Source organism: Streptomyces rhizoryzae (genome assembly GCF_023155275.1).
In the GTDB taxonomy this organism is placed as follows: domain Bacteria; phylum Actinomycetota; class Actinomycetes; order Streptomycetales; family Streptomycetaceae; genus Streptomyces; species Streptomyces rhizoryzae.
In genome coordinates, this window is the sequence record NZ_JALMUV010000004.1 from 60,336 (window position 1) to 77,981 (window position 17,646).

At 75.8% G+C, this 17,646-nt stretch carries 14 protein-coding genes, 1 tRNA gene and 2 pseudogenes; 8 read left to right on the top strand and 9 right to left on the bottom strand.

Features of this window, described 5'->3' with window-relative positions; all coding sequences use genetic code 11:
- Positions 1-422: 422 nt before the first annotated feature.
- Positions 423-515: transfer RNA gene (locus MUU72_RS05225), tRNA-Sec, on the bottom strand.
- A gap of 117 nt (positions 516-632) precedes the next feature.
- Here MUU72_RS05225 and selD point away from each other — a divergent pair.
- Positions 633-1,676: a selenide, water dikinase SelD gene (gene selD, locus MUU72_RS05230; RefSeq protein WP_248011919.1), complete on the top strand. Its 1,044-nt coding sequence runs from the start codon at positions 633-635 to the stop codon at positions 1,674-1,676.
- 12 nt (positions 1,677-1,688) lie between these two features.
- On the opposite strand, the gene fdh is transcribed toward selD, so the two are convergent.
- From fdh to MUU72_RS05245, 3 genes are all read right to left on the bottom strand, one after another.
- Entirely contained in the window at positions 1,689-4,955 is a 3,267-nt protein-coding gene (gene fdh / locus MUU72_RS05235) for a formate dehydrogenase (protein ID WP_248011920.1), read from the bottom strand.
- A gap of 135 nt (positions 4,956-5,090) precedes the next feature.
- A complete protein-coding gene (gene nrfD / locus MUU72_RS05240; RefSeq protein WP_248011921.1) occupies positions 5,091-6,038 on the bottom strand; it encodes an NrfD/PsrC family molybdoenzyme membrane anchor subunit in 948 nt (315 codons plus the stop codon).
- Entirely contained in the window at positions 6,035-6,928 is an 894-nt protein-coding gene (locus MUU72_RS05245) for a 4Fe-4S dicluster domain-containing protein (RefSeq protein WP_248011922.1), read from the bottom strand. Before MUU72_RS05245 ends, nrfD begins: the two co-directional genes overlap by 4 nt.
- Positions 6,929-7,159: 231 nt before the next feature.
- Here MUU72_RS05245 and MUU72_RS05250 point away from each other — a divergent pair, with 231 nt between their 5' ends.
- From MUU72_RS05250 to thiI, 7 genes and pseudogenes are all read left to right on the top strand, one after another.
- A complete protein-coding gene (locus MUU72_RS05250) occupies positions 7,160-8,164 on the top strand; it encodes a DUF1259 domain-containing protein (RefSeq protein WP_248011923.1) in 1,005 nt (334 codons plus the stop codon).
- A 75-nt stretch (positions 8,165-8,239) separates the two neighbouring features.
- Positions 8,240-9,157: an ornithine cyclodeaminase family protein gene (locus MUU72_RS05255; RefSeq protein ID WP_248011924.1), complete on the top strand. Its 918-nt coding sequence runs from the start codon at positions 8,240-8,242 to the stop codon at positions 9,155-9,157.
- A gap of 153 nt (positions 9,158-9,310) precedes the next feature.
- Positions 9,311-9,439 (top strand): hypothetical protein, encoded by a 129-nt coding sequence (locus MUU72_RS35200; RefSeq protein ID WP_282503732.1) that lies wholly within the window; start codon positions 9,311-9,313, stop codon positions 9,437-9,439.
- Positions 9,406-9,648: pseudogene (locus MUU72_RS05260) on the top strand (SAM-dependent methyltransferase); the annotation flags it as partial. The gene MUU72_RS35200 and the pseudogene MUU72_RS05260, both read left to right, overlap by 34 nt.
- Positions 9,649-9,703: 55 nt before the next feature.
- Positions 9,704-11,323 (top strand): ABC-F family ATP-binding cassette domain-containing protein, encoded by a 1,620-nt coding sequence (locus MUU72_RS05265; RefSeq protein ID WP_248011925.1) that lies wholly within the window; start codon positions 9,704-9,706, stop codon positions 11,321-11,323.
- Between the two features lie 337 nt (positions 11,324-11,660).
- Positions 11,661-12,620, top strand: coding sequence for a glycosyltransferase family 2 protein (locus MUU72_RS05270; RefSeq protein WP_248011926.1), 960 nt, complete (start codon positions 11,661-11,663; stop codon positions 12,618-12,620).
- A 419-nt stretch (positions 12,621-13,039) separates the two neighbouring features.
- Complete coding sequence (thiI, locus tag MUU72_RS05275; RefSeq protein WP_248011927.1) at positions 13,040-14,416, top strand: tRNA uracil 4-sulfurtransferase ThiI; 1,377 nt, start codon at positions 13,040-13,042, stop codon at positions 14,414-14,416.
- On the opposite strand, the pseudogene MUU72_RS05280 reads toward thiI, so the two are convergent.
- From MUU72_RS05280 to MUU72_RS05300, 5 genes and pseudogenes are all read right to left on the bottom strand, one after another.
- Positions 14,360-14,827 (bottom strand): annotated as a pseudogene (locus MUU72_RS05280) (Hsp20/alpha crystallin family protein); the annotation flags it as partial. The gene thiI and the pseudogene MUU72_RS05280 sit on opposite strands and share 57 nt — an antisense overlap.
- Before the next feature lie 87 nt (positions 14,828-14,914).
- Entirely contained in the window at positions 14,915-15,097 is a 183-nt protein-coding gene (locus MUU72_RS05285) for a hypothetical protein (protein WP_248011928.1), read from the bottom strand.
- Positions 15,098-15,101: 4 nt separating this feature from the next.
- Positions 15,102-15,329 carry a DUF1918 domain-containing protein gene (locus MUU72_RS05290; RefSeq protein WP_248011929.1) on the bottom strand — a complete coding sequence of 76 codons (228 nt, stop codon included), beginning with the start codon at positions 15,327-15,329 and terminating at the stop codon, positions 15,102-15,104.
- 72 nt (positions 15,330-15,401) lie between these two features.
- Positions 15,402-15,875 (bottom strand): Hsp20/alpha crystallin family protein, encoded by a 474-nt coding sequence (locus MUU72_RS05295; protein ID WP_248011930.1) that lies wholly within the window; start codon positions 15,873-15,875, stop codon positions 15,402-15,404.
- A 73-nt stretch (positions 15,876-15,948) separates the two neighbouring features.
- Positions 15,949-17,439, bottom strand: coding sequence for an AAA family ATPase (locus MUU72_RS05300; RefSeq protein ID WP_248011931.1), 1,491 nt, complete (start codon positions 17,437-17,439; stop codon positions 15,949-15,951).
- Positions 17,440-17,646 lie beyond the last annotated feature (207 nt).

Here is a 17,646-nt window from a genome sequence, read left to right on the forward strand (position 1 = left end):
AGCAGGCCGTGTACGAGCAGCGGCGGGCCGGCCGGGCCAGCCGGGCCCACCGGGCCGGTGGCGCCGTCGTCGCCGGCGGCCCGGGCGAGTCATGCTGGGAGCGGCCATCGATCTCCGTGCAGCGGTCAACGTACCGGCGTGCCCACTCAGCAAGGGGCATGCCACCGGAAACAGTTGGTTCCGCGACGAACCCACGTCCCTTTACCCAGCCGGGCGGCCACTGCTGCCCATGAGCATCAACGAGCTTCCCGAAGCGCTCCGCGCTGTCCTTGTCGCCGAAACTTCTCGGCCTCCCACGTAACGCCCCGGCCGCGCTGAACCCAGCGAAGAGGATACGGGTGGTTGGTGCTCCGCCGTCTGGCCAGCGTTTGGCCCCGTCCTCCGAGCCTTGGAAAAGCCACAGGTCACAGCCGTGTGAAGAGCGGAGGCGGACGGGAATCGAACCCGCCTGCCCGAGGTTCTCGGGCACCTCGGTTTTGAAGACCGGGAGGGCCACCAGGCACCCTCACGCCTCCCCGTCCGGCTGGTGGACACGGTGAATGTACGGGCGGCGGCGTGCCGTTCGCGGGAGGTGCGCGGCAGGGAGGGTAGGCAGGGCGGCAGGACCACTCCCCTGGCTCAGGAGGCAGCGCATGACGTTCGTCGGGACAGCGGCCGGTGCGGCGGCGGAGGACGGGGACGGGGAGGCGGTGCGGCTGACGCGGTACGCGCGCGGCGGGGGGTGTGCCTGCAAGATCCCGCCCGGGGAGTTGGAGGCGATGGTGGCCGGGCTGGCCGGCGCGGGCGCCGGGGAGCTGCTCGTGGGCGTGGCGACCGGGGACGACGCGGCGGTGGTCCGGCTGCCGGGGCCCGGGGCGGGCGGGACGGCGGTGATCTCGACGGCGGACTTCTTCACGCCGGTGGTGGACGACGCCTACGACTGGGGGCGGATCGCGGCGGCGAACGCGCTGTCGGACGTGTACGCGATGGGCGGGGAGCCGGTGCTGGCGGTCAATCTGCTGGCCTGGCCGCGGGGGGTGCTGCCGGCCGGGCTGGCGCGGGAGGTGCTGCGCGGCGGGCTGGACGTCGCGGCGGAGGCCTGCTGCCCGGTGGGCGGCGGGCACAGCGTCGATGACGCGGAGCCGAAGTACGGGATGGCGGTCACCGGTGTCGCCGATCCAAAGCGTCTGCTGCGGAACGACGCGGGGGCGCCGGGGCTGCCGCTGTCGCTGACCAAACCGCTGGGGATCGGGGTGCTGAACTCCCGTCACAAGGCCACCGGTGAGCGGTTCGCGCAGGCGGTGGCGGCGATGGTGGCGCTCAACCGGGACGCCGCGCGGGCCGCGGTGGCGGCGGGTGCCCGGTGCGCCACCGACGTCACCGGTTTCGGCCTGCTGGGGCACCTGTTCAAACTGGCGCGGGCCTCCGGGGTGACCGCGGTGGTGGACGCCGCGGCGGTGCCCTACCTGGACGGGGCGCGGGAGGCGGTGCGGGACGGGTACGTCAGCGGCGGGACCCGGCGGAATCTGGCGTGGGTCGCCGGGCACACCGACTTCGGGGCCGCGGACGAGGCGACGCGGCTGCTGCTGGCGGACGCCCAGACCTCCGGCGGGCTGCTGGTGGCGGGCGAGGTGCCGGGCGCCCCGGTGGTGGGCGAGCTGGTGCCGCGCGGGGAGCACACGGTGGTGATCCGCTGACGCGGCGGCGGATCACGGTTCCCGGCCGGTGTGCTCGTCGATGCCGGCGCGGCGCCGGCAGTCGGCCACCAGGGCCGCGGCGGCCGGGCCGCGGGGCCGCCGGCCGGGCCGGATGTCGCAGGTGAACGCCTTGGTCTCCTGGATGTGGGTGTTGGGGTCCAGGGAGAGGTGGAGGAGTTCGTTGGCGGCGTCGCCGGTGGTGTAGCCGTTGGGTCCCCAGTGGTACGGCAGGCCGACCTGGTGGACCCGGCGGCCCTGCACGGTCAGCGGCACCATCCGATCGGTGACCAGCACCCGGGCCTCGATGACGCCGCGGGCGGTGACGACGGTGGCCCAGCCGGTGTGTTCCAGGCCGCGTTCGGCGGCCAGTTCCGGGGAGACCTCGCAGAAGAACTCCGGTTGCAGTTCGGCCAGGTAGGGCAGCCAGCGGGACATGCCGCCGGCGGTGTGGTGCTCGGTGAGCCGGTAGGTGGTGGCGACGTAGGGGAAGACGTCCGCGCCGCGCTCGCGGCCCACCGGGTGGAAGCGGTCGTCGGGGTGCGGGGGCAGGAGGTGGCGGACGGGGTTGCGCTGCTGCGGGTGGAGCGGGTTGGTGAACGGCGACTCCTGCGGTTCGTAGTGGGTGGGCAGCGGGCCGTCGACGACGCCGGCCGGGGCGTAGAGCCATGCCTTGCCGTCGGCCTGCATGATGAACGCGTCGCTGCCGGTCAGCGCGTCGGCGCCGGTCGCGTCCGGCGGGGGCCGGTGGCCGGGTGGGGTGCCGGCGCGGAAGTCGGGGACGTCGTGGCCGGTCCAGGTCCCGCGCTCCGCGTCCCACCACACCAGGGCCTTGCGGGCGCTCCACGGTCTGCCGTCGGGGTCGGCGGAGGCGCGGTTGTACAGGATGCGCCGGTTGGCGGGCCAGGCCCAGCCCCATTCGCCGGCCACCCAGTTCTGCTCCCGGCCGGGGCGGCGGCGGGCGGCCTGGTTCACGCCGTCCGCGTGGACGCCGCAGTAGATCCAGCAGCCGCAGGAGGTGGAGCCGTCGGGGGCGAGCTGCTCGTAGGAGGACAGCGGGCGGCCGTGCGCGTCCCGGCCGTTGATCTCGGCGAGCACCGCCTCGGCGTCCGGTTCGCCGTACGCCGTGCCGTCCTTGGTGGGGTAGTCCCAGGTCAGGTCGCGGACGGGGCGGTCCCGTTCGGTGTCGGAGGCGGCCAGTTTCGCCTTGACGAGGCGGCCGAGGTGGTAGGTGAACCACAGGTCGCTGCGGGCGTCGCCGGGCGGCTCGACCGCCTGGTGGTGCCACTGGAGCATCCGCTGGGTGTTGGTGAAGCTGCCGTCCTTCTCGGTGTGCGCGGCCGCGGGCAGGAAGAACACCTCGGTGCCGATGTCCTCGGTGCGCAGTTCGCCGGTGGCGATCTCGGGGCCGTCCTGCCACCAGGTCGCCGATTCGATCAGGGAGAAGTCGCGGACCACCAGCCAGTCGAGGCGGGCCATGCCCAGCCGTTGCAGTTTGGCGCCGGCCGAGCCGACCGCCGGGTTCTCGCCGATCAGCAGGTAGCCCTTGCAGACGCCGTCGAGCTGGGCGTGGACGGTCTCGTAGGTGCTGTGCGAGCCGGTCAGGCGGGGCAGGTAGTCGAAGCAGAAGTCGTTCTCCTCGGTGGCCGCGTCACCCCAGTACGCCTTGAGCAGGCTCACCAGGTAGGCGCGCATATGGCCCCAGTAGCCCTTGCGCGGGGCCTCGGCGGCGACGAACGTGTCGAGGTCCTCACCGCGGTGGGCGTGCGGCATCGGGATGTAGCCGGGCAGCAGGTTGAACAGCGTGGGGATGTCGGTGGAGCCCTGGATGGAGGCGTGGCCGCGCAGGGCGAGGATGCCGCCGCCGGGGCGGCCGATGTTGCCGAGCAGGGTCTGGAGGATCGAGGCGGCGCGGATGTACTGCACGCCGACGGTGTGCTGGGTCCAGCCGACCGCGTAGGCGAACGCGGTGGTGCGGTCCCGGCCGGAGTTCTCCGTGACCAGGTCGCAGATCTGCCGGAACAGCTCCGGCGGCACCCCGCAGACCTCCTCGACCAGTTCCGGGGTGTAGCGGGCGTAGTGGCGGCGCAGGACCTGGAAGACGCACCGGGGGTCGGTCAGCGTCTCGTCCCGCCGGGGCTCGCCGCCGCCCAGCGGCGCGCCGCCGGAGCCGTGCGCCTCGCCGCGGCCGGACTCGCTGACCGACCGCTCCCCGCCGGTGCGCCGGTCGTACTCCTTGTCGCGCTCGCCGGAGGCCGCCTGGACCTCCATACCGGCGTACTGCCAGCTGGCGTTGTCGTAGCTGCGGCCCTCGCGGTCCAGGCCGGAGAAGACGCCGGCCAGGTCCTCGGTGTCGCGGAAGTCCTCGTTGAGGATGACCGCGGCGTTGGTGTAGGCGAGGACGTACTCCCGGAAGTACTTCCCGCGCGCCAGGACGTGGTGGATCAGGCCGCCGAGGAACGCGATGTCACTGCCGGCGCGCAGCGGGACGTGCAGGTCGGCCAGGGCGCTGGTGCGGGTGAAGCGCGGGTCGACATGCACGACCTTCGCGCCGCGGGCCTTGGCCTCCATCACCCACTGGAACCCCACCGGATGGCACTCGGCCATGTTGGAGCCCTGGATGATGATGCAGTCGGCGTTCTGGAGGTCCTGCTGGAAGGTGGTCGCGCCGCCGCGGCCGAACGAGGTTCCCAGACCGGGAACGGTGGCGGAGTGTCAAATGCGCGCCTGGTTCTCGATCTGCACCGCGCCGAGGGCGGTGAAGAGCTTCTTGATGAGGTAGTTCTCCTCGTTGTCCAGCGTGGCGCCGCCGAGCGCGGCCAGGCCGAGGGTGCGGCGGGTGCGGGCGCCGTCGACCTCCCACTGCCAGCCCTGGCGGCGCGCCTCGATGACCCGGTCGGCGATCATGTCCATCGCGGTGACCAGGTCGATCCGCTCCCAGCGGCTGCCGTAGGGGCGGCGGTAGAGGGCGTGCTGCTCGCGGGCCGGTCCGGTGGTGAGCTGGAGGCTGGCGGCGCCCTTGGGGCACAGCCGGCCGCGGGAGACGGGCGAGTCGGGGTCGCCCTCGATCTGGGTGACCCGGCCGTCCTCGACGTAGACCTGCTGGCCGCAGCCGACCGCGCAGTACGGGCAGACGGACTTGACGACCGTGTCGGCGGTGGCGGTGCGCGGGGTGCGGCGGGCGCTCTCGGGGCTCTTGGCCGCGGCGCCGCGGCCGGTGGGGTCGTCGCCGGTCAGCTGCCGGTAGACGGGCCAGGACTCGATCCAGGTGCGTACGCCCATGGCGGTCAGCTCCTTTCCCGGGTGCCCGCGACGGGGCCTTGGCCGCACCGGTCCGTGTCCGGCCGTGTCCTGCCACGATCGGCCGGGGACCGGGGCGTCCGCAACCGGAGGGCGGCCGGTCCGGTCGCCGCCCGGTCACCGCTCGTGCGCGCGGGCCCGCAGCCGTTCCCGCTGCGGGACGACGGTGTAGCGCGGGTCCTCGGCGGAGGCCACCCCGGCGTGGAAGACGCCGAAGCGCAGGGCGGCGGAGCCGGTGAGCAGCGCTGCGCCGGCCACCGCGGCGGCCCCGCGGCTGCGCCGTCCGGGGCCGGCGGCCAGCAGGGCGCCGCCGGCGGTCAGGGCCCGCGCGGCCCGCATCAGCGGTCGGGCCCGGCCGGTCCGGTAGGGCTCGGCGGCGAGCCCGGTGCGCCGTTCCAGCAGGCTGGTCGCGGCGGTCTCCAGCGCGGCCCCGAAGAGCGCGAGCCGGCGCGCCGGGCCGGCTTCCCGTACGGGCGCGGCGAGCAGGCCCAGGCCGGCCGCCGCGGTGGCGCCGGAGCCGGCGAAGGCGAACGGCAGCTGCCGGTACGCCGCGTGCCAGGAGGGCACGGCGGTGTCGCTGAGCAGGACGGCGGTGTACGTGGTGACGGCCGGGCCCAGGGCCGCCGCCCCGGCGGTCGCGGCGGCACCGGCCCGCCGGTACCGCCCGGAGAGGTCGCTGAGGGCGGCGCCGGCCGCCAGGGGCGCGTAGCCGGCCAGCAGCCAGGAGCCGAGGTTCATCGGCGAGGTGGGTTTGAGCACCCGCAGCATGTGCAGGAAGCGGGCCGGCCGCCCCAGGTCGTGGACCAGCGCCGCCAGCGACAGGGCCGCACCCCCGCAGGCCCCCGCCTTGGCGGCGCGGCCGAGCCGGGGGCGGCCGGTCCGGTGGGCGCCGGCGGCGAGCAGCGAGGAGCTGCCCGCCAGCCCGCCGAGGAAGAGGTACCCGGCGATGTCCCGGGCCTCCCAGGTCGGCGCGTTGAGGACCGGCCGCCCGTAGTACGAGGTGAAGCCGGCCCGGGGGACGACGGGCCGCTCGCCGCCGCCGCGGCGGCCCTCCCGCGCGGTCACCGCCGCCGTCCCAGGAAGGCGGCGGCGGCCCCGGCGGCCAGGGTCGCGGCGGCGGCCGCGGCGCAGCGCCACATGGCGGGCAGGTCACGGGTGGTGACGACCGGGTCCGGCGGCAGCCCGTAGACCTCGGGTTCGTCGAGCAGCAGGAAGAACGCGCCGGCGCCGCCGACGCCGTCCTGCGGGCTCTCGCCGTAGAGCCGGGCGTCGGTGACGCCGTCGGCGTGCAGCTGGGCGACCCGGACCGCGGCCCGTTCCCGCAGGTCGTCCAGGGCGCCGAACTGGATGGAGTCGGTGGGGCACGCCTTGGCGCAGGCCGGTTCGGCGCCGGCGCCGAGCCGGTCGTAGCACAGGGTGCACTTCCAGGCCCGGCCGTCGCCGCGGCGCTGGTCGATGACGCCGTAGGGGCAGGCGGGGACGCAGTAGCCGCAGCCGTTGCAGATGTCCTCCTGGACGACGACGGTGCCGAATTCGGTGCGGAACAGCGAGCCGGTGGGGCAGACGTCCAGGCAGGCGGCGTGCGTGCAGTGCTTGCACACGTCGGAGGACATCAGCCAGCGGAGTTCAGCGGGGGCGGTCTGCGCGTCGGCGGGCGCGGGGCCGCCTGCGGCCCCGAGGTGGGCCGCGGCGCGGAAGACGTCGACGCCGCCGGGGTCCGCACCGGGGGTCCTGCGCTGTTCGACGAAGGCCACGTGGCGCCAGGTGTCGGCGCCCAGGTGCCCGGTGTTGTCGTAGGACATCCCGGTCAGGAGCAGGCCGTCCTCGGGGATGGCGTTCCACTCCTTGCAGGCGACCTCGCACGCCTTGCAGCCGATGCAGACGGAGGTGTCGGTGAAGAAGCCCATGCGCGGCGGGGAGCCGTCGGTGCCGGGCGGCGGGCCGGACGCGGTCATGGCACTCCTCCTCCGTGGGCTGGGTCCAGTGTCGGCGCAGCGGCCGCCGGCGGCACCGGCCGCCGGGCAATCGGGGGACCCGGCCCGGCGCCCGGTACCGCCGATCGCCACATCCGCTCACCCGTGACGATGACCACCTGGCCCGTCCGGCCCGCGCCGCGGGCATGACGGCGCATCAGATCGGCCATGCTTCCCAGTCATCACCGAGGTCGTCGTGGAGGTGCGCACGTCATGGCTGGATTGCTACCGCAGACCACCGACCCGCGAGCGGGGGCCCCGCGGCGCCGGGTACTGGCCGCGGCGGGCCTCGCCCCGCTCCTGGCCGCGGCCTCCGCCGCCCCGGCCGCCGCCCGGCCCGCCGGACGCACCGGCCGCAGCGCGCGGGAACTGATCGAACCGGTGCACACCACCACCACCGACTGGAAGTCCGTGGCCGAAGTGCTGGGCGGCCCCGGCGACATGAAGCGCAACGTCATGTACCACACCGGCCTCCCCCGCCGGGACCTGCGGGTGGTCTCCCACCACGTGCGGATCAAGCCGTCCCTCGCGCTCGGCTCGCACGTCTCGTTCGTCCGCTACGCCGACGACCGCACCCTGCTGATGGGCGATGTGGTGGTCACCGAGCGCGAACTCCAGCGGTTCATCGACACCTTGCAGGACCACGGCATCGGCCAGACCGCGCTGCACAAGCACCTGCTCGGGCAGCGGCCGGACATCTGGTGGGTGCACCTCCACGGGCACGGCCGCCACCCGGTGGCGCTGGCCCGCGGGCTGCGCGCCGCGTTCGACCGCACCGGCACCCCGCTGCCGCGGCCGTCCAGCCAGGCGAAGCCGCGCGACCTGGACACCGCCGGGATCGACGAGGCGATGGGCGCCAAGGGCTCCGGCGACGACGGGATCTACAAGTGCATCTTCGTGCGCCGGGAGCAGATCACCGACGACGACCTGGTGCTGCCGCCGGGCCTCGGCTCGACCAGCGCGTTCAACTTCCAGCCGCTGGGCGACGGCCGGGCCGCGGTCAGCGCCGACTGCTGCATGGTCGCCGACGAGGTCCAGCCCGTGCTGCGGGCGCTGCGGCGGGCCGGCGCCAAGCTCGTGGAACTCCACAACCACGGTCTGACCGACCATCCCCGGCTGTTCTTCGTGCACGTCTGGGCGGTCGGTGACGCGGTCGACCTCGCCCGCGCCCTGCGCCCGGCGGTGGACGCCACCAACGTCAAGGCGGCCGCCGGCTGACCGCCCGGCCCCGGTGCTCCCCCTGTATGGTCCCTGTGCTCTGCTGGGCTCCACACCGGCGAAGGGGAGACACCGATGACCGTGCTGCTGCTCGATGACGACGACGTCCGCGCGCACCTGGACGCGCCGACGGCGGTCCGGGCCGTCCGGGAGGCGCTGCTGGCCGCGCACCGCGGCACCCTGACCGGGCCGCGCCGGGTCCAGGCGGACCTGGGGGGCGGTGCGGAGGGCGGCCGGCTGGTGTTCACCGCGGGCCACCTGCGCGACCGCGGGGTGTTCGGCTTCCGGGCCTACGACACCCTGGTCGGCGCGGAGCAGCTGGTCGCCGTGTGGGGCGCGGGGGACGGCCGGCTGCGGGCCGTGGTGCACGGCAGCGAGCTGGGGCCGCGGCGGACCGGGGCGATCGGCGCGGTGGCGGTGGACGCGGCGGCCCGGCCGGGCCCGGTCCGGGTCGGCCTGGTCGGCGCCGGTCCGCAGGCGTGGACGCAGCTGTGGGCGCTGCGCGCGGTCCGGGAGGTGGCGGACGCCGCCGTGGTGGCCCGCCGCCCCGGGCGCGCCGCGGCCTTCGCCCGCCGGGCGGCCGCTGAACTCGGCGTCGCCGTACGGGCGGTGGCGGCGGTGGAGGACGCGGTGCGCGACCGGGACGTGGTGATCGTGGCGACCGGCAGCCCGGTGCCGGTCCTGGAGGCCGACTGGCTCGCGCCGGGCACCCATCTGTCGACCCTGGGCCCGAAGTCGGCGGACCGGTGCGAAGTGCCGCCCGCGGTGGCCGAGCGGGCCGGGACGGTGCTCACCGACTCCCTCCCCCAGTCGGCCGGTCTGCCCGGGCCGCCGCTCTTCCCGGCCGGCCGGCTGACCGATCTCGGCGCGGTCCTGGCCGGCGCGGCCGCGGCCCGCAGCCATCCGGACGACCTCACGGTGTTCAGCTCGGTCGGCCTGGCCGGTACCGAGGTCGCGGTCGCCGCGGCGCTCTGCGACGCCGTGGCCCGGTGAAGCCCGCCTGCCGCACGGTATGCCCCTCATCCTTTCGGGGACACCGGCCCCGGGGCCCCCGCGGCTCCCCCAACGGGCGTCCGGCGCACGCCCGTTGCGCCGCGGCCGGAAAATGGCGGGCGCCGGCGGCGGGCGCCGCACTACGGTCCGGCCATGGACGACAACCAGGGCGGGCCGTCGCACGGGAGCGACGGGGACGGGTATTTCGGGGAGCGCGTCGCGGCGGAGTACGAGGCGGGGGCGGCGGAGATGACAGCTACGACACCGCGACGCAGGCGATGAGTTCGCACTACGTCGAGGTCGTGGGCGGCCGCGGGTCCTACCGGTCGATCCCGTTCCGGTACGTCTGGCCGGCGGAGCTGGACCTGATGGCGCAACTGGCCGGGCTGCGGCTGCGCGAGCGGTGGGGCGGCTGGGCCGGGGAACCCTTCACCGACGCGAGCGGGCGGCACGTGTCCGTCTGGGAGAAGCCGGCGGTGGGCCTCCGGTGATCCGATACAGTGCCGAAGCGGGATGTGATCTCCGTCTTCCGAGTTTGGGCCGATCATGGGGCATGTAGAAGTCGCGCACGTGGAGTACTACCTGCCGGACGGGCGGGTGCTCCTCGATGACGCCTCCTTCCGGGTGGGCGACGGGGCGGTCGCCGCGCTCGTCGGGGCGAACGGGGCCGGCAAGACCACGCTGCTGCGGCTGATCTCGGGCGAGCTGAGACCGCACGGCGGATCGGTGACGGTCAGCGGCGGACTGGGGGTGATGCCGCAGTTCGTCGGGTCGGTGCGGGACGAGCGCACGGTGCGCGACCTGCTGGTCTCGGTCTCGCCGGAGCGGATCCGGCACGCCGCGCGCGCCGTCGACGAGGCCGAACTCGCCCTCATGGAGCGGGACGACGAGGCGGCCCAGATGCAGTACGCCCAGGCGCTGAGCGACTGGGCGGAGGCGCGCGGCTACGAGGCCGAGACCGTGTGGGACATGTGCACCGTGTCGGCGCTGGGGATCCCGTACGAGAAAGCGCAGTGGCGGGCGGTGCGGACGCTGTCCGGCGGGGAGCAGAAGCGGCTGGTGCTGGAGGCGCTGCTGCGCGGCCCGGACGGGGTGCTGCTGCTCGACGAGCCGGACAACTACCTGGACGTGCCCGGGAAGCAGTGGCTGGAGGAGCAGCTGCGGGAGACCCGCAAGACGGTGCTGTTCGTCTCGCACGACCGGGAGTTGCTGGCGCGGGCGGCGGAGCGCATCGTGAGCGTGGAGCCGGGTCCGGCGGGCAGCGCGGTGTGGGTGCACGGCGGCGGCTTCGCGACGTACCACGAGGCGCGCGCGGAGCGGTTCGAGCGGTTCGAGGAGCTGCGGCGGCGCTGGGACGAGAAGCACGCGCAGCTCAAGCGGCTGGTGGCGGACATGCGGCAGTACGCCGCGCGCAGCGACGAGATGGCGTCCCGGTACCACGCGGCGCAGACCCGCCTGGAGAAGTTCGAGGAGATCGGGCCGCCGCCCGAGCCGCCGCGCCCCCAGAAGATCACCATGCGGCTGAAGGGCGGCCGCACCGGCGTCCGGGCGGTGACCTGCCAGCGGCTCGAACTGACCGGTCTGATGAAGCCGTTCGACCTGGAGGTCTTCTACGGCGAGCGGGTCGCGGTGCTGGGCTCCAACGGGTCGGGCAAGTCGCACTTCCTGCGGCTGCTGGCGGGTGAGGACGTCGCGCACACCGGGCGGTGGAAGCTGGGTGCCCGGGTGGTGCCGGGGCACTTCGCGCAGACCCACGCCCGGCCGGAGCTGCTGGGGCGCACCCTGGTCGACATCCTGTGGACCGAGCACGCGCAGAGCCGGGGTCCGGCGATGAGCGCGCTGCGCCGGTACGAGCTGGACCGGCACGGGGACAAGCCGTTCGAGAAGCTGTCCGGCGGGCAGCAGGCGCGGTTCCAGATCCTGCTGCTGGAGGTCGGCGGGGCGACCGCGCTGCTGCTGGACGAGCCGACCGACAACCTCGACCTGGAGTCGGCCGAGGCGCTCCAGAAGGGGCTGGAGGCGTACGAGGGGACGGCGCTGGTGGTCACGCACGACCGCTGGTTCGCCAAGTCCTTCGACCGGTTCCTGGTCTTCGGGCAGGACGGCCGGGTGCGGGAGACGCCGGAGCCGGTGTGGGACGAGCGGCGGGTGGAGCGCCGCCGGTAGCCGCCGGGCGGCGGGGTGGCCTTCTCGGCCGTGTTCCGGCCGGATCGCGCTGGGCCGTTCGGGGTCCCGGGGCCGGTGCGGGGCGGTGGCGGGCGGCTTCCGGGGCCGGCCGCGGCGGTGCCGCGCGGGCCCGGCGGGTGCACCGCGGACCGGGTGGCCCAAGGGGCCGGGGGCGTACCGCGGGGTGGGCGCCGGGGCCGTAGCCCAGCGCGGAGACACCGTCAAGACGGCCCCTTCCGCCCGGCGGCGGGGTTATTGACCGCCGTCCGGGTCCGGCCCAGGATCGGGGTCCAGGCCGTGGTGCGCCGGGGACGGACGTGGTGGACAGGAGCGGGCCATGAGGATCAGCGTCGTCATCCCCTCCTACCGGGCGCGGGACGCGCTGGAGCTGTGCCTGCTGTCGCTGGCCCGGCAGGCGCTGGACGCGGACCACACGGCCGAGGTGATCGTGGTGGACGACGGTTCGGCGGACGGCACCGACCGCATGGTCGCGGCCTTCCCCGCCGGTCTCGACCTGCGGTACGTCCACGTGCCGCGCTCCCCGATATCCGGCCCGGCGCGGGCCCGCAACCTCGGCCTGGCGCGGGCCACCGGTGACCTCGTCGTCCTGCTCGACGCGGACCAGGTGGTGGCGCCGACCTTCCTCGCCGAGCACGCGCGGGCCCATGCCGGGGACGACGATCTGGTGGTGGTCGGGCGGACGTTCCAGCTCGGGGACGGGCCGGTGGACCGGGAACGGCTGCGGTACGAGTTCAGCTTCGAGGCGCTGCCGCCGGTGGTGCGGGGCGACGAACGGGAGCCGGTGCTGGAGGCGTTCGGCTGCGAGCTGGCCGGTCTGGAGACCGCCTGGCACTACGTCTGGGCGTGCAACGCCTCGGTGCGGCGCCGCCATCTGGTGGCCGCGGGCGGTTTCGACGAGGCGTTCACCGGGTGGGGGCTGGAGGACGCCGAACTGGGCTACCGGCTGGTCCGGCGCGGGCTGCGGCTGCGCTACCACACCGAGGCGGCGGTCTACCACGAGCCGCGGGGGCCGGTCAGCGCGGCGATGTACCGGTCCTGGCGCGCCAATCTCGCGCACTTCACGGCGGTGCACGACGCGTTGGTGGTGGTGTTGCAGCGGGCCCTGGCGCCGGCGCTCGATCCGGCCGCTCCCGGCCCGGGCCGGCACGTGTGCCGGGTCCGGTTCGAGCTGGCGGCGCGGGCGCTGGCCGGCCGCGCGGACGGGCCGGCCGCGGGCGCCGCACCTCACGTGCCCCTCCGTCCCCTGGGGGGCCACCGCGCGGGCTCGGCGTTCTAGGGGGCGTCGCGCCCCGGGCCGGCGACGGTGCGCCGGCCCTGCAACGCCCCGTCGCTGACCGATCGGCCGGTCACGGGCGTGCCGACCGGCCCGGTGACCCTGCTCCTCCCGCGCGGGTGCCGGGCGCGGCGGAGGTGGCGGCCCTGCTGCGCACGGGGCCTGAGGCGATCGGCGCCGGGCGGCTGTGGGGCGGTCCGGGCTGCGGGCCGAAGACCCGTGGCCGGCCGGAGACCCGTGCCGCGCCGGTGGACCCGGTCGCCGCGGCCGGGGCGGTGCGCGCGCGGGTCCCCGCGGTCCCGGGGCGGGCCCGCCGGCGCGTCTACTCTGGAGGTGCGGCGGGTCCGCCCGTTCCGGCCGCGCCGGGCGCGGCGGCCGGCGGTCCGCGCCCCGGGCCGCGCGACGACGCACGAAGGAGAGCCGTGTCCGGCGCACCACGCACTCCCGCCACCGGGACGCCCGGCCCGGACCGCCGCTGCGTCCTGCTCAAGCACGGGGAGATCTTCCTCAAGGGGCGCAACCGCCCGCTGTTCACCCGGCGGCTGCACGACAACCTCCGGCTGGCGCTGCGCGGGGTCGGCGGCTCGACGTGGATCAAGACCGCGCAGAACGTCACGGTGCTGGGCGGGCAGGTCCCGCAGGAGGTCCTTCTCGACCGGGCCCGCCGGGTGATCGGCTTCAACTCCGTCGAGCCGGCGATCCGGGTGGCGAGCACGGTGGACGCGATCACCGCGGCGGCGGTGCGGGCGCTTGGCGAGGTCGCCGCCGGGCGGCCGGTGGCGAGTTTCGCGGTCCGGGTCAAGCGCCGGGACAAGGCGTTCCCGATGAGCTCGTCGCGGCTGGAGGCCCATGTCGGCGCGCGGATCCAGGAGGCGCTGGGCGGCCTGCCGGTGGATCTCGCGCACCCCGGTGTCCGGCTGGCCGTGGAGATCGACCGCCGGGAGACGTACCTGTCCTGGGCCCGCTATCCGGGGCAGGGCGGGCTGCCGGTGGGGGCCAGTGGCCGGGCGCTGGTGCTGCTGTCCGGCGGCTACGACTCCCCGGTGGCCGCGTACCGCGCCATGCGCCGCGGGCTGGCGTGCGACTTCGTGCACTTCACGGGCGCGCCGTACACCGACGCCTCGTCGGTCTACAAGGCGTACGCGCTGGCCCGGGAGCTGAACCGCTATCAGCCGCCGGGGCGGCTCTACGTGGTCGCGCTGGGGCGGGCGCAGCGGCAGCTGGCGGTGGCCGGGGCGGGCCGCCTCCAGGTGGTCGCCCAGCGGCGGCTGATGGTGCGGACGGCGTCCGCGCTGGCCGGGCGGATCCGGGCGCAGGCGCTGGTGACCGGCGACAGCCTGGGGCAGGTGGCGAGCCAGACGCTGGCGAACCTCGCCGCCGTGGACGAGGCCGCCGCGCTGCCCGTCCTGCGGCCGCTGGTGGGCTGGGAGAAGCAGGAGATCATCGACGAGGCGCGCGCCCTGGGCACGGCGGACGTCTCGGTGCTGCCGGACGAGGACTGCTGCCGGCTGCTCGCGCCGCCGCAGGTGTCCACCCGAGCCGGTCTGCCGCAGCTGCACGCGGTGGAGCGGCGCCTGGACCTCGACGAGGTCGTCACGCGGCTGCTGGCCGGTGTGCAGGTGCTGCACCCGGGCGGCGACGGTGCCGCCGCGCCCGGGGTGCGCGGCTCAGCCGGGCCGGCCGGTGATCTCGACCCGGCGTGGGGTGACGGGCCGTGCCTTGGGGAGGGTGACGGTCAGCACGCCGTCGGTGAGGCCGGCCGTGACCTCGTCGGTGCGGACGTCGACGGGCAGCAGTGACCGGAACTCGAAGCGGCCGGTCCGGCGGGTGGAGCGGCGGAGCACACCGGCCCGCTCGCATTCCTCGTACGCGCCGCTGATCCGCAATTCCCGGTTGCCGATCTCGACGTCGATGGCGTCGCGCGGGACGCCGGGCAGTTCGGCCTCCACGACGTAGGCGTCGTCGGTCTCGTGCACATCGGCCGGCGGGGCGGGGTGGGGCTTGCTGCCGCCGGCCGGCCGCCGGCCGGCGGTTTCCAGCAGGCGGGACATCCGGTCGCGGAGCGCGTCGAACTCCGCGACCAGAAAGGCGCCCCGGTCCGGGGGCGTCCCGGTCCGCTCCCGGCGGCCGGGCCGGTGTCGAAGGGGCTGGTTCATCGCGGTCACCTCCGCGGGACGGATGGGGTCGGCGGGTGCCGTGGCTGGTTCCATGCTGCGCGCCGCGGCCCGGCCGGGCGACTCCGCCCGGCGGCGGCCGGTGCGGCCGGTCGGTCCGCGGCGCCCGTCCCGGCGGCCCGGTCAGCCGAACAGGCTGCGGACCCGGATCGTGCGGACCGGCCGCTTCGGCTTCGGCTCCTGGTGCGGTGGCAGCCGGCCGCCGGGCACGTCGTCGGCGCGCGGGGGCCCGTCGGCCGGGAAGGGCGGGGTGCGGTCCGCGGCGCGCTGCGGCCGGTGCCGGCGCGCCCCCGTCCTGCGTCCCATGGCGCTACCCCCCGGTCCCGGCCGGGCCGGACCGCGCCGGGCGCGGCCCGCCGGTGCCTTCGGTGACGCAGCCGGGGCCCGGGAAGATCTCCGTCTCGTGGCCGTCCTCGTAGCGCACCCGGTACGGCGGTTCGCCGTGCGGGCCGAGGACCTCGACCACCGTGGCCCGGTGTTCCGGGCTGCCCACCGCGCGTCCGGTGAAGCGCAGTACGTCTCCCTTGTGCGCCTGCATCGCCGCTCACCCTTCCCTGCGCCGGCCGTGGCGGAACGCTGCTGCGGCTGCCGTGCGGTGCCCGTGCACGGGTCAGCCCTGGATCTCGATGTGGCGGGGCTTGGCGGCCTGCGCCTTGGGGATCGTCACGGTGAGGACGCCGTCCGAGAGCGAGGCGGTGACCTCGTCCGACTTGACGTCGACCGGCAGCAGCGCCCGGTACGCGAACTGTCCGGTGGGGCGGCCGCGGTGGCGCAGCACGCCTTCCCGTTCGCACTCCCGCAGTTCGCCGGAGATGCTCACCTCGTGCTCGCCGACCTCGACGTCGATGTCCTCGCGGGCGATCCCCGGCAGTTCGCATTCGACGCGGTACGCCTCGTCGGTCTCGTGCAGGTCGGCGGGCGGGGCCCAGGCCATCGCCTCGGTCAGGGCCGGGGTGAGGGCGGCCGACTCCAGGAAGCGGTTCATCCGCTCGAAGAGGTCCCCGAACTCGGCGGCGATCGGCTCGGACCAGGGGAAACCGCGTTGCCACGGCGCTCCGGACCGGTGTCGGATGGGCAGATTCATCAGGGCTCACCTCCCGGTGCGGCGGCGCGGCGCCACCGCACCTTCCATGGTGGCCGCCGTCGGCGGGCGCGCGCTACTCGCCGTGGTAGAGCCGGTCCGCGCCGATCAGCAGGACCTCGCCCTTGGCCTCCGCGGCGCGCAGCTCCGGGCCGAAGCCGACGCCGCTGTAGCAGGCCGGGACGGCCTGGGCGGTGTCCTCGCCGGATGCGGTGAGCAGGGCGAGGATCCGGTGCAGCAGCTCCAGGTGGGGGCCGTCCATGATCTCGTTCCAGCGGGCCAGTCCGACCGAGAGCAGCACCCCGGGGCGGCCGTCGGCGATGCCGCGGACGACCACCTCGGCGGTGAGCGGCCTGGTGGCGTCCGGGTCCGCAACGGTGCCGCGGACCGCCGTGCGGGGCTCGCCGCCGAAGGTCTCCCACGCGGCGTAGGTGGTGACCCAGTCCCGGCAGAGCTGGGCGAAGTGCGGGGCGGCCACCCGGTCGTCGAAGGCGGGCCGGACCCGGTGCCACACCGTGGCGGTGTCCTCCTGCTCCAGCGCGGCGCGGTGCGGCCAGGCGAGGGCGTGCTCGAAGGCGAGCAGCGGTTCGGCGATGCGGTAGCGGGTCAGGCCCGGGCGGAAGGCGTCGGGCTCGCCGTGCAGCAGCCCGTGGTTGGCCATCGCGGCCAGGACGTGCGAGACCTCGGTGAGCGGGGCGCCGAGCCGGTCGGCGATCCCGCCGGGCGTGGAGCGGCCGCCGGCGATGGCGACCAGGACGGAGTGGCACAGGGCGCGGTCGGTGCACTCGCCCTCCCGCTCCAGGAGGTGCCGGGCCTCCCAGAACAGCGGTACCCGGGGGTTGAGGACGGTCCGGCACACCCAGGCGTCGAAGTCGTCGGGCCCGGCGGGGGTGTCGTCGCAGACCAGGTCGCCGCGGTAGGCGGGGGTGCCGCCGACGACGGCGTGCACCTGCACCGCGAGGCCGGGGGCCCGGATGCCCCAGAAGCGGGCCGCCTTGCGGAAGGTGAAGGGCCGCACCGCCACCTCGGTGGAGGCCAGGGCGTGCAGGGCGGAGGCGCCGGAGAAGAGCCGGCGGACGACGGCGGGGCGGGCGCCGCTGAGGATCAGCCGGGCGCGGTTGGCGGGGCGGTCCCGGCGCACCCGGAGGAGGGCGCCGTGCAGGACGGAGGGGAGCGCGGGGCTGTGGCCGACGAGTTCGGGGATGTCGTCGAGGATGACGGGGGCGGGGCGGTCGTCGCCCAGGGCCAGCAGCGCGTCGGCGGCCTCGTCCCAGTGCTGCCAGTGCGGCGGCCGGGCCGCACCGGTGTGCTCGGCGAGCCGCTCGGCCAGCCGGCGCAGCGTCTCCGCCTCCGCGGCGGCCTGGCCGTCGAAGTAGAAGCCGCCGGTGGCCTGGGCGACCGCCTCCAGCAGGAAGGTCTTGCCCTGCCGGCGCTGCCCCGCGACCAGCGCGAGGGTGGCTCCGGGGGCCGGGTCGCAGGCGAAGCCGGCCAGCTCCGCCCATTCGTCGGCGCGGTCGAAGATCCGGTCGGGGCGGGCCGGCAGGGCGGTGGCGTCCGATGACGGCACGGGGCCGCTCCCCTCGTTCACCGGGCACCGGCGGGGCCGGCGGCCGGTCCCGGTGTCCGTACGGCGGGCTGTGGGGTCAAGTACACCTCCGGGGTGCGGCCGCCGCCCGGTCCGGTGGGCCGTCCGGGGCACCGGGCCGGGCCGCGGTCAGACGGCTCCGGGCGCGGGGTCCCCGGGGCGGTCGGCGGGGCGCGGCGCGGCCCGGCC